General features: G+C 42.8%; 12 protein-coding genes, 1 rRNA gene, 1 other RNA gene and 1 other annotated feature. Of the genes, 11 read left to right on the forward strand and 3 right to left on the reverse strand.

Going from position 1 to position 12,152, the window contains the following annotated elements:
- Positions 1–412: 412 nt before the first annotated feature.
- Complete coding sequence (locus tag CYL18_RS18665) at positions 413–1,390, reverse strand: YaaC family protein (RefSeq protein ID WP_104850973.1); 978 nt, start codon at positions 1,388–1,390, stop codon at positions 413–415.
- 113 nt (positions 1,391–1,503) lie between these two features.
- On the opposite strand from CYL18_RS18665, the gene guaB reads away from it, so the two are divergent.
- From guaB to serS, 3 genes are all read left to right on the forward strand, one after another.
- On the forward strand, positions 1,504–2,967 hold the full coding sequence (guaB, locus tag CYL18_RS18670; protein ID WP_104850974.1) for an IMP dehydrogenase: 1,464 nt from the start codon (positions 1,504–1,506) through the stop codon (positions 2,965–2,967).
- 114 nt (positions 2,968–3,081) lie between these two features.
- Positions 3,082–4,404 (forward strand): serine hydrolase, encoded by a 1,323-nt coding sequence (locus CYL18_RS18675; protein WP_104850975.1) that lies wholly within the window; start codon positions 3,082–3,084, stop codon positions 4,402–4,404.
- Positions 4,405–4,470: 66 nt separating this feature from the next.
- Positions 4,471–4,702, forward strand: a binding site (T-box leader).
- Positions 4,703–4,753: 51 nt separating this feature from the next.
- Complete coding sequence (gene serS, locus CYL18_RS18680; protein ID WP_104850976.1) at positions 4,754–6,043, forward strand: serine--tRNA ligase; 1,290 nt, start codon at positions 4,754–4,756, stop codon at positions 6,041–6,043.
- Positions 6,044–6,088: 45 nt separating this feature from the next.
- Here the strand turns inward: serS and CYL18_RS18685 are convergent, their stop codons facing one another.
- Together CYL18_RS18685 and CYL18_RS18690 are read right to left on the reverse strand one after the other, a co-directional pair.
- Positions 6,089–6,760 carry a deoxynucleoside kinase gene (locus CYL18_RS18685; RefSeq protein WP_104850977.1) on the reverse strand — a complete coding sequence of 224 codons (672 nt, stop codon included), beginning with the start codon at positions 6,758–6,760 and terminating at the stop codon, positions 6,089–6,091.
- A complete protein-coding gene (locus CYL18_RS18690) occupies positions 6,757–7,395 on the reverse strand; it encodes a deoxynucleoside kinase (protein WP_104850978.1) in 639 nt (212 codons plus the stop codon). The genes CYL18_RS18685 and CYL18_RS18690 overlap by 4 nt, the downstream gene beginning before the upstream one ends.
- Positions 7,396–7,564: 169 nt before the next feature.
- Between CYL18_RS18690 and tadA the strand changes: the two genes are divergently transcribed.
- The 8 genes from tadA to CYL18_RS18730 all read left to right on the forward strand — a co-directional run.
- Positions 7,565–8,059, forward strand: coding sequence for a tRNA adenosine(34) deaminase TadA (tadA, locus tag CYL18_RS18695; protein WP_104850984.1), 495 nt, complete (start codon positions 7,565–7,567; stop codon positions 8,057–8,059).
- A gap of 100 nt (positions 8,060–8,159) precedes the next feature.
- Positions 8,160–8,424, forward strand: an RNA gene (gene ffs, locus CYL18_RS18700) — signal recognition particle sRNA large type.
- Positions 8,425–8,555: 131 nt separating this feature from the next.
- A complete protein-coding gene (dnaX, locus tag CYL18_RS18705) occupies positions 8,556–10,253 on the forward strand; it encodes a DNA polymerase III subunit gamma/tau (protein ID WP_104850979.1) in 1,698 nt (565 codons plus the stop codon).
- Between the two features lie 16 nt (positions 10,254–10,269).
- Complete coding sequence (locus CYL18_RS18710) at positions 10,270–10,593, forward strand: YbaB/EbfC family nucleoid-associated protein (RefSeq protein ID WP_104850980.1); 324 nt, start codon at positions 10,270–10,272, stop codon at positions 10,591–10,593.
- Positions 10,594–10,604: 11 nt separating this feature from the next.
- The gene (recR, locus tag CYL18_RS18715; protein WP_104850981.1) at positions 10,605–11,201 is read left to right on the forward strand and encodes a recombination mediator RecR; all 597 of its coding nucleotides are present in this window, start codon (positions 10,605–10,607) and stop codon (positions 11,199–11,201) included.
- A gap of 22 nt (positions 11,202–11,223) precedes the next feature.
- Entirely contained in the window at positions 11,224–11,439 is a 216-nt protein-coding gene (locus CYL18_RS18720; RefSeq protein ID WP_104850982.1) for a YaaL family protein, read from the forward strand.
- Between the two features lie 73 nt (positions 11,440–11,512).
- The gene (locus tag CYL18_RS18725) at positions 11,513–11,779 is read left to right on the forward strand and encodes a pro-sigmaK processing inhibitor BofA family protein (RefSeq protein ID WP_104850983.1); all 267 of its coding nucleotides are present in this window, start codon (positions 11,513–11,515) and stop codon (positions 11,777–11,779) included.
- Positions 11,780–12,070: 291 nt separating this feature from the next.
- Positions 12,071–12,152: ribosomal RNA gene (locus CYL18_RS18730) — 16S ribosomal RNA — on the forward strand; the annotation flags it as partial.

Here is a 12,152-nt window from a genome sequence, read left to right on the forward strand (position 1 = left end):
ACACGGAAGTTAAGCTCGCGCGCCGATGGTAGTTGGGGCCGCGCGTCCCCTGTGAGAGTAGGACGTTGCCGGGCAAGTGAAACCAGTTCAGTTTTGAGCTGGTTTTTTTGTGCTTTCCATCTCGAAAGAGATGGCCTTTTCTTAAAAGAAGTACAAGACACTCCTCTGACTGACAGCAGGCATCTCCGATTGGGGAGAAGCAAGGAGTCCAACGGATTTTAGATGATAGCGAGCGCCACCCTATAGAGAACTCTGTGTTGACGGATAACGAAAACCAGTTCATCATCACTGAACTGGTTTGGTTATTCATGTATTTACCATAACGAGAAAGGGTGTATAAGAAGGTGTAATTCAGAAAGATTTCCTGGGAAACTTTAGGAGATTCTTTCTTAGCTACGCTTCTGTTACTGAATTAAACTTCCCTTCCCGTCAGCCACTCTCCAACGAGCATTGGGATTTTAAATTCCGCTACATCTAGGAAGCCGCTTATAAAGGGTAAATCCTGATGTCCCATTTCTTTGAACAGTTCTGTCCACCAGTCAATTTCATATCGTGAAATCATACTTAGATTGTATAAAAGTAAATACATGATAAGCATATCAGGCAAGGTTTGACTAGGCGCGTCCTTTTGGAGTGAGAGGGTATAGATGTCTAAGAGATAATCATAGCGGAATGGCAAAAGGCTCTCCTTATTTTTACTCATTGGCTCTATTAGTCCTAATTTAATTAGGTTATCTTCTTCTGATATATTCTCCAAATCAATAGGCAAGCGCCACTTTCTCGCAGCTAGCTGAATGAACCTATCCTTTGTCATGTGATAGTGGTTGAGCACTGTTTGATCAATATGTAAGGCTCCCTTATGAAGAGATATAGGAAGCTGAGGCAGGTTGCCCTTCATACGCTTGAATATGCTGCTTAGCTCAGGAATTTCTTTTAGAAGAGTAATCATGGAGTATTTCTCCTCTGACAGTTTCATGTGGAACATTTTAGAAGCTAAGTGAGTAAATAAGCCATTTCTTTGTATTTTCACTTCATCCATGAGAAACTCATATTGTTGCTTTTTTTTTTTACGAGTAGAGACTCCGTGAGCAAGTACGGCAGTTGTTTCCGGGTAGACAGGGTCAACGACCAGAACACAGGCTTTGAGCAAATGAGTAAACCCGTAATATAAGAGTAAGGGTTTAATTTGTAGGGCTATCTTGGAAGCCTGCTTTAGATATAGGAGGCCATTTTCAATATAGGAGATAAAAGGATAGCAATTGGAAAAGCTATATTGGGTAGCTTCTGTGATTCCTTGCTCCTGATATGACCGAAGTAAATACTTTTGCGTATAACTTGTAGAGTAAAACGGGAGATATGCTTGCAGGTACTTTTTATCTAATGAAGTCATTTATTTCACCCTTAAATTAATTGAATTGTCTAACAAATTGTTATTTCCTTGACACTAGTTTGCCCAATTGATAATCTACAAATAAATTTTTTTAGGAATGGAGGAAGTAGAGTATGTGGAACGATAAATTTTCCAAAGAGGGATTGACCTTTGATGATGTGCTTTTAATTCCGGGTGAATCGGAAGTACTGCCTAAGGATGTATCCTTAAAAGTGAAATTGACAGATAAAATTAACTTGAACATTCCTATTATTAGTGCGGGTATGGATACGGTAACGGAGTCAGGGATGGCCATTGCGATGGCAAGGCAGGGTGGCTTAGGCGTTATTCACAAAAATATGTCTATTGAACAGCAGGCTGAACAGGTCGATAAGGTTAAACGATCTGAGAATGGGGTTATCACTAGACCATTTTTCCTTACACCGGAAAACCAGGTATATGATGCAGAACATCTGATGGGCAAGTATCGCATTTCTGGTGTTCCGATCGTGAATAATGAAGATGAAAAGAAATTGGTTGGTATTATCACTAACCGTGATCTACGTTTCATTCATGATTATTCTATGCTAATTGATGAAGTGATGACGAAGGAGAATCTGGTGACAGCTCCTGTTGGAACGAGCTTGAAGGAGGCTGAATCAATCCTTCAGAAGCATAGAATTGAGAAGCTTCCACTAGTCGATGAAGAGGGCATTTTAAAAGGGTTAATCACCATTAAGGATATTGAAAAGCTTATTGAATTCCCTAATTCATCGAAGGATGAGTTTGGCCGTCTATTGGTCGCAGCTGCTGTAGGGGTAACAGCAGATACGATGAAGCGTGTAGAGATGCTTGTACAGGCTGAGGTAGATGCCATTGTACTTGATACTGCTCACGGACACTCAAAAGGTGTTTTAGAAAAGGTTGCAGAAATCAAGGCAGCTTATCCTGAACTTACCGTTATTGCAGGAAACGTTGCGACAGCAGCAGGGACAAAGGCTTTGATTGAGGCTGGCGCTGATGTGGTTAAGGTCGGTATTGGACCTGGCTCTATCTGTACGACTCGCGTGGTAGCTGGTGTTGGCGTTCCCCAAATCACAGCCGTGTATGATTGTGCGACAGAGGCACGCAAGCATGGTAAAACTATCATTGCTGATGGTGGAATAAAGTATTCTGGTGATATCGTAAAAGCCATTGCTGCAGGCGGACATGCTGTCATGCTAGGAAGTATGCTTGCGGGTGTAACAGAAAGCCCTGGTGAGACGGAAATCTTCCAAGGAAGACGATTTAAGGTATACCGAGGAATGGGATCAGTTGGAGCAATGGAAAAAGGTTCAAAAGACCGATATTTCCAAGAAGATGCTAAGAAGTTTGTCCCAGAAGGTATTGAAGGCCGCATCCCTTACAAAGGACCTTTAGCTGATACAATCTATCAACTCGTTGGAGGCTTGCGCTCTGGCATGGGCTATTGCGGTACGAAGGATCTCGAGCAACTGCGCGAAAATACGCAATTTGTAAAGATGTCTGGAGCTGGTTTGAGAGAAAGCCATCCGCATGATGTACAAATTACAAAAGAAGCACCAAATTACTCCTTTTAATGATTTGAAATGATAGGCAGGGTTTATGACTCTGTCTATTTTTTTTGATTTGTTTATGATACAATAACTAGGCGTTTAGACGACGACAAACAAAGATAACCAGGGGGGATATACTTGAGACAGGCAAAACAACTAACCTCTTTGCTTGCAGTGTTAACACTACTTATAACATGTGTCTTTTCATTTCCAGCTAATCATGCGTATGCTGCTGAAGATGATGAATTAGGATTAAGTGCTGAAGCAGCCATTTTAATAGATGCAGAAACGGGACAAATCCTATATGAGAAGAATGCGGACAAGCTGCTAGGTGTAGCTTCCATGTCCAAAATGATGACTGAATACCTTGTATTAGAAGCGATTGAAAGTGGCAAAATTTCTTGGGATCAAAAGGTAACAATCGATGAGTATGTCCATAAGCTTTCGGCTGCGCCTGGTTTATCCAATATTGGGCTAACACAGGGCGAGACATACACGGTTAAGGAATTGTATGAGGCTATGGCTATCTTCTCCGGAAATGCGGCTACTGTGGCATTGGCTCAGCTAGTCGGAGGAACGGAAAAGAACTTTGTGAAATTGATGAACGAAAAGGCAAAAGAACTAGGTTTAGAGGATTATAATTTCGTTAACTCCTCCGGTTTAAACAACACTAGTTTGCTTGGGCAGTATCCAGCAGGGAATGAAGATGACGAGAACTTAATGTCAGCTCGTGCAACTGCTAAATTAGCCTATGAATTGCTGAAGGATTACCCGGAAGTACTGGATTACGCAAAGGTTCCACGCTTGAAATTCAGAGACGGCAGAACATATGATAACTTTAACTGGATGCTTCCAGGACTTATTTATGAGTATGAGGGTGTCGATGGACTGAAAACAGGATCAACAGAATTTGCCGGTGCATGCTTTACAGCGACAGCAGAAAAGAACGGGCAGCGCTACATTACAGTCGTTATGAAGGCTGATAGCAAAAACTCCCGTTTTACTGAAACAAAAAAAGTCTTGGATTATGCATTCAATAACTTCACAAGGGAAGAAATCCTTGAAAAGGGCTACCAAGATAAAAAGCAAAAAACAGTAGGAGTTTCAAAGGGTAAAGAGGATTCTGTTGCCATTGAAACAAATAAGGCAGTCGAGCTTGTCGTGAAGAAGGGCGAGGCAGATGATGTCAAAACGAAGCTTGTTATAAACAAAGATAAGCTTGATGAAGAAGGCAATTTAGTCGCACCTATCAAAAAGGGTGAGAAAATTGGTTACCTGACAGTGGAGACTGGCAATAACTACGGTACGATTGCTGGTGACAGCAAAGGTGTACGTGTCGATGTAGTAACAGCCGAAACAGTCGAAAAGGCAAATTGGTTTGTGCTTTCCATGAGAGCTGTTGGAGGTTTCTTCGGTGATATGTGGGGAAGCATAACTGGTGCTGTTAAAGGTTTATTCTAATTTTTAATGTTTTAATTGAATATTTCCTACACATCGGTGTATGATAAATAATACAATAACGAATATACTAATGCGTTGACGAGAACTAGTAGCTAGAGCCTATATCTAGAAGAGAGCCAGTGGTTGGTGCAAACTGGCGGTATACTCTAGTGAATCCATCTCAGAGCGTGATATGGAAACTCTCACTACGAGAGGTGTAAATATCATCGGGTAAAAAGCCCGTTATCAATTTGAGGTGAAAGGCAATCATATGCCTTTAACTAGGGTGGCAACGCGGATATAAACTTCCGTCCCTTTTTGGGACGGGAGTTTTTTGTATTTATAAAGACTTTTGAAGGAGGAAATAAGGATGCTTGATGTAAAACATTTACGGGCTAACTTAGAAGAAGTGAAGGCAAAGCTGCAGCATCGCGGCGAAGATCTGAATGATCTTGATAAATTTGAGGACCTCGATAAGCGACGCAGGGAGTTAATTGTCGAAACAGAACAATTAAAAAGCAGAAGAAATGAAGTATCCCAAGAGATCGCTGTTTTGAAAAGAGAGAAAAAAGACGCAGATGCACTCATTAAGGAAATGCGTGAAGTCGGGGATAAGATTAAAGGCTTCGATACGGAACTGAGAACGATTGAGGAAGAGCTGGAAAATATTATGCTGACGATTCCAAACATCCCGCATGAAAGTGTTCCGGTCGGGGATTCTGAGGATGAGAATGTTGAGACACGCAAATGGGGGGAAGTCAGAGATTTTGGGTTTGAGCCAAAGCCTCATTGGGATATTGCTACTGATCTTGGAATCATTGATTTTGAGCGAGCAGGCAAGGTAACAGGGAGCCGCTTCGTTTTCTACAAGGGGTTGGGAGCGAGACTTGAGCGCGCCCTTGCAAGCTTTATGCTGGACCTTCACGTGGAGGAGCATGGATATGTCGAAATGCTGCCGCCATATATGGTTAATCGTACAAGCATGACAGGCACTGGGCAGTTACCTAAGTTTGAGGAGGATGCGTTCCTTATTGAAAGCGAGGACTATTTCCTCATTCCAACAGCCGAGGTTCCCGTTACAAACTATCATCGAGATGAGATTTTAAACGGGGAAGAACTGCCAATCAACTATGCGGCCTATAGCGCCTGCTTCCGTTCTGAAGCTGGTTCTGCCGGACGTGATACACGAGGACTTATTCGCCAGCATCAATTCAACAAGGTAGAGCTTGTTAAGTTCGTTAAACCGGAAGATTCTTATGAGGAGCTTGAGAAATTAACTGGCCATGCAGAGAAGGTTCTGCAATTGCTGGGATTGCCATACAGAGTCTTGAAGATGTGTACGGCTGACCTAGGTTTCACAGCTGCGAAGAAATATGATTTAGAGGTTTGGATTCCGAGCTATGAGACCTACCGTGAGATTTCTTCTTGCAGTAATTTCGAAGCTTTCCAAGCACGCCGTGCGAATATTCGCTTCCGCCGTGAGCCAGGGGCAAAACCAGAGCATGTTCATACATTGAATGGATCTGGTTTGGCGATTGGCAGAACGATTGCGGCGATACTGGAAAATTACCAGCAGGAGGACGGATCTGTTCTCATTCCAGAAGCATTGCAGCCATATATGGGCGGTAAAACAGTCATCACAAAAGAGAACGCAAGATAAGTTAGCAAAGAAAAAAAGGATACCCAGGCGGTATCCTTTTTTTGATTAGATCTTGCGCAGTTTTCCTGATTGCTGCATATGCTCTGATATCTTTTGCAAAATATCATGTATGGCATTCGGATCTTCGTTTAAGTCATATTCATTAATATTAAGACGGAGTATTGGACAAGCATTAAAGGAATTGATCCAATTCTCATAGCGCCCGTGCATTTCCTGCCAATAATCGATTGGCGTCTGCTGTTCCATCTCGCGTCCGCGCATATGAATGCGGTTGATGATGTCATCTAGAGAGCCCTCAAGGTAGATGAGCAAGTCCGGATGAGGGAAGTAAGGCGTCATCACCATAGCCTCAAATAGGCTGGTATACGTTTCATAGTCAGTTGGAGACATGGTTCCCTTGTCGTAGTGCATCTTCGCAAAAATACCTGTGTCTTCATAGATAGAGCGATCCTGGATAAAGCCGCCCCCGTATTCAAAGATTCTCTTTTGTTCCTTATAGCGTTCAGCTAGGAAATAGATTTGGAGATGGAAGCTCCAGCGAGAAAAATCTGCGTAAAAGCTATCAAGGTATGGATTTGTGTCAACCTTTTCGAAAGATGTTCGGAAGTCAAGAGCATCTGCGAGTGCTTTTGTTAACGTCGATTTTCCGACACCAACTGTTCCAGCGATTGTAATAACTGAATTTTTCGGAATGTGGTAGTTGTGAAGATGGCTCATGAACAAACTCCTTTTTGCAATTGATTGGATACAGACGTCAGAACATAATCTAGATCGTCTTTGCGAAGGACAAAATCAATCTCATCCCCATTGAAGCGGAGAACCGGGATATCTGGATGAGCTGCTTCGAACTCATTCATGAAAGTGGCATAGTCCTCTGAGAGCTGCTTCAAGTATGGATGGCTGATGTTCTTCTCAAACTCACGTCCGCGAAGGGCTATGCGATCAAGCAAAGTTTCGAGACTTGCGTCGAGATAGATAACCATATTAGGTCTTGGCATATCAGCGGTCAAAATAGAATAGATGTCTTTATATTTATTGAATTTGGCATCCTTTATCGTGCGCTGAGCAAAAATTAAATTCTTGAAGATATGATAATCTGCGACGACTGGTTTATGTTTCTGGATATACTTTAATTGGATGTCCTCTAGCTGTTTAAAACGATTGCAGAGGAAAAACATCTCTGTTTGGAAGCTCCATTCTTCGATATCTTCATAAAACTTGCCGAGGAAAGGATTTTCATCTACGATTTCCTTCAAGAGCTTATAATCAAGATGATTCGCGATAGCCTGGGCAAGAGTTGTTTTTCCGACACCAATGGGCCCTTCGACTGTAATAAATGGGGTGTGTTTCAAATTGGAGGCCCTCCTTATAAATGAAAAATATACTATGATAAAGACTGTCTATTATTGTACCATATAGAAATATGAATTCGTTATAGATTAATTTCATTCTTTAACCTTGAGTAGGTTGGAGGAATGAGTGTATAAAGGGCGAGAAAAAATTAGGCAAGGGGAATGCATGATGAATCAGGATGAACGTTTTATGGCAGCGGCCATTGAACAAGCCAAGATTGCGCTTGAGAAAAAGGAAGTACCCATCGGTGCGGTTATCGTAAAGGATGGGGAGATAATTGCAGCCGCCCATAATCTTCGCGAAACGAAACAAAACGCAACTGCCCATGCGGAGGTGCTGGCCATCAATCAAGCTTGTGAAAAACTTGGGACATGGAGACTTGAGGGTGCCACTCTATACGTGACGCTCGAGCCATGTCCAATGTGTGCCGGTGCACTGATCATGTCAAGAGTGGAGCGGGTCGTTTATGGGGCAAAGGATCCAAAGGGCGGATGTGCAGGGACTTTCATGAACTTGCTTGAGGATGAACGCTTCAATCATCAGTGTGAGGTGCTCTCAGGCGTTTGTGAAGATTCATGCGGGTCAATGCTGACTTCTTTTTTTAAAGATTTGCGCGAGCGGAAGAAGAAGGCTAAAAAAAGTTCGGTCAATCAGGAGAGATGATGCTTAGAACTCTGATGAGTAGGGATTGCTTTTTTTCGTGAAAATGGTATACTTATTCATGTGTCATTTACGGCACACTTAATTATTGGTTTCAAATTTGCCGTGCTAGGTGGGAAGGTAGCGGTGTCCTGTACTTGCAATCCGCTCTAGCAAGACTGAATCCCCTCCTTCGGTAAGTACTCTGTAAGGTCTGACCATTGTAAGTGGTGTTGACGTCTGGGTCCTGCGCAATGGGAACTTATGAACCCTGTCAGGTCCGGAAGGAAGCAGCAGTAAGTAAGAACTCCCATGTGCCGCAGGGCAGCCTGGGCCGAGCTAACTGCAATGGTTCCGCTTATGGATACTTATCAACGGAGGGTGCACGGCAGTTAATTTTACATACAAGATAAAACCATTCTTCCATGGCGAGGAATGGTTTTTTTATGTGTCGATTGCCGTTTGTAAATATGTCCGATTACGATATAATAAAAAGGACTATGTAAGGGGGGCAAGGAAATTGGGATATCAAGCATTATACCGTGTCTGGCGTCCTCAGGCATTTGAAGATGTAATAGGACAGGAACACGTGACAAAAACACTTCAAAATGCCTTGATGCAGCAAAAAATATCCCACGCTTATTTGTTCTCGGGTCCTCGAGGAACTGGTAAAACAAGCGCAGCTAAAATTTTGGCAAAGGCTGTGAACTGTGAACATGCTCCTGTCAGTGAGCCATGCAATGAATGCGCGGCCTGCAGAGGAATCACAGATGGTTCAATATCCGATTGTTTAGAGATAGATGCTGCTTCTAATAATGGGGTAGAAGAGATCCGGGATATCCGGGATAAAGTGAAATATGCACCATCGTCTGTGAAGTATAAGGTTTATATTATTGATGAAGTTCATATGTTATCGACAGGTGCCTTTAATGCCCTGCTTAAAACCTTGGAAGAGCCGCCGGCCCATGTCATCTTCATTCTTGCGACGACAGAACCGCACAAAATTCCCCTCACTATTATCTCTCGTTGTCAGCGCTTTGATTTCAAGCGTATTACCCCGCAGGATATCGTCGGTCGAATGGAGCGAATCTTACGGGAAAGCGGCGTAGAGTATGAAGTACAGGCTCTATCTGTTATCGCGAGGGCCGCTGAGGGAGGAATGAGGGATGCGCTAAGTCTGCTTGACCAAGCGATTTCCTTTGGTTCTGACCGCGTAACAATGGAAGATGCGCTGACCGTTACCGGAGCTGTTTCACAATCATTTTTAACAAAGATTGTGAAGGCCATCCATGAAAAGAATACGGCCGAAGCGCTTGGCCAAATGAAGGAATTGCTGGCAATGGGCAAAGACCCTGTCCGTTTTGTCGAAGATATGATTCTTTTCTACCGGGATATGCTCTTGTTCCAGGCAGCGCCTGAACTGGAGGATTCCATGGAGAGAGTTTATATAGATGACGATTTCAAGGTATTGGCTGAAGAGATTGAGTCTGAGCGCCTGTACTCTTGGATTGATCAATGGAATCAATCTATTCAAGATATGAAATGGTCGAGCCATCCGCGAATTTCCTTGGAGGTCCTCCTTGTGAAATTATGCCAGTCAGATGTCCCGACTAGGACAGTGGCAAGCGTCGATGATGCGACAGTGAAAAAGCTGGTTGAGAGGATCAACCATTTGGAGGCGGAAATCAATTCCTTGCGTTCCCAAGCACCGGGCGAACAAGGAATGGCGGCGCCAAAGGATAAACCAAAGAAGGCAGCAGCCTCTAACCGGTCATTCAAAGTACCTGTAGGACGTGTAAATGAAGTCTTGAAAAGCGCCACTAAGCCGGCTTTGCTGAAGATTAAGGGAAGCTGGGCGGAGATGCTTGGGTCACTTAAACGTTCGCAGGCCGCTTTATTAAATGACGCGGAACCAGTTGCTGCCTCTGAGCAGGCATTTGTGCTAAAATTCAAGTATGAAATCCACTGCCAAATGGCAATGAATAACCAGGAATTTATTTCTGGCCTTAAATCTACCTTTGTCCAAATCACCGGCAATAACTATGATATTGTAGGAGTGCCTGAGGATGCATGGAAGAAAATTCGTGAAGAATATGTCACCAGCCAAAAGGCAGATAATGAAGATGATAAGAGCGGCCAGGAGCCTGCAGAGGAAGATCCGCTGATTGTCAAAGCTAGGGAATTGTTTGGCGATGAGCTAGTGGAAATAAAAGAATAATTGGAGGGCTAAACGTATGCGCGGAATGGGAAATATGCAAAATATGATGAAGCAAATGCAGAAAATGCAAAAGAAAATGGCTGAAGCACAAGAAGAGCTTGGTCAAAAGAAAATTGAGGGAACTGCTGGCGGCGGCATGGTAACAGTAGTCGTTACAGGACATAAGGAAATTGTCGAAGTGAAAATTAAAGAAGAAGTGGTAGATCCAGATGATATCGAAATGCTTCAAGACTTGGTTCTTGCTGCCACAAATGACGCTTTGCGCAAGGCAGATGAGCTTACAAGCAGCACAATGGGTCAATTTACAAAAGGATTGAATCTGCCACCAGGCTTCATGTAAGGAGTAAGTAAATGCACTATCCTGAACCAATATCAAAGTTGATAGACAGCTTCATGAAACTGCCGGGGATTGGCCCGAAAACAGCAGCTAGACTGGCATTTTTCGTATTAGGTATGAAGGAAGATACAGTTCTTGACTTTGCAAAGGCACTCGTGAACGCGAAACGAAATTTAACCTATTGCTCTGTTTGCGGGCATATCACCGATCAAGATCCATGTTATATATGTGAGGATAAACATCGCGACAGGTCCATCATTTGTGTTGTACAGGAGCCGAAGGATGTCATCGCCATGGAGAAAATGAGAGAGTTTAATGGCTTGTATCATGTCCTTCATGGAAGCATCTCTCCGATGGATGGCATTGGTCCCGAGGATATTAATATTCCTGCCCTTTTAAAAAGGCTCCAGGATGAAACGGTTCAGGAAGTTATTCTGGCAACTAACCCGAATATCGAAGGGGAAGCCACTGCTATGTATATCTCTAGATTGTTGAAGCCAACCGGGATAAAGATTACACGCATTGCTCACGGATTGCCGGTAGGCGGAGATTTGGAATATGCAGATGAGGTCACTTTATCCAAAGCGATTGAAGGCAGGAGAGAATTGTAGCATATAGCTTGGAGGGAACAACGTGTTTTTCCAAAGAAAAGGCAAGCTTCGCAAAGAATTTAATCAAAAACTCATCCATGATATCGAAACGATGAAAACGAATTGGTACAATCATAAGGGCTTGATTGAAAAAAGCTTCGATCCATCCTTTGATACGATATGCCAAGCAAAGCTGAGTGAATTGAAGTATTACTATCTATTTAAAGAAGCAAAGGAGCGGAAGGTCTCTTTGCATTAATATTCGCACCCAAGGCTGTTCTAAATGGATTGCTTGTCTCATAAAGTGAAGTAAACATTTAGGAGGGATAGCCATGGAATCAGGGGTGTTTATTGCAGTTGCTATAGGCTTAATTCTGCTTTTGTTGATTGCCGGCATGCCGAGCAATCCCTTGAAACAAGCTGGCAAGCTGATTGTTAAGCTTGTAGTCGGCGCTATCGCCTTATTCTTGATTAATGCGGTTGGAGGGAACTATGGGATTCATATTCCCATTAATGTTCCGACTACATTAATATCAGGGATCTTGGGTATGCCGGGAATAGCTGCTTTAATTGTTGTTCAAAAGTGGATTATAGGCTGATGAAAGTTAGGTTGTATAAGACAACCTAACTTTTTTTATGAAAACTATTGCACTATAAAAAAAAGGATGGTATATTAATAAACGTCGCCGCTGCTAGTAAGGCAGACGACAAAAAAAGAAACAAAAAAGTTGTTGACAAAGCAAAGTGAACTTGGTATGATAATCAAGTCGCTGAAAAACGACAACGAACGAATTGTTCTTTGAAAACTAAACAAAACGAAACGCTAAGCAAGTCTTAAACAAGAGAGTTTAACTCTCGTCAATGTTTTAAATTATAGCTAGATCAAACATCTTTCGGAGAGTTTGATCCTGGCTCAGGACGAACGCTGGCGGCGTGCCTAATACATGCAAGTCGAGCGAATCAGATGGGAGC

The organism is Pradoshia eiseniae, assembly GCF_002946355.1.
GTDB lineage: Bacteria > Bacillota > Bacilli > Bacillales > Pradoshiaceae > Pradoshia > Pradoshia eiseniae.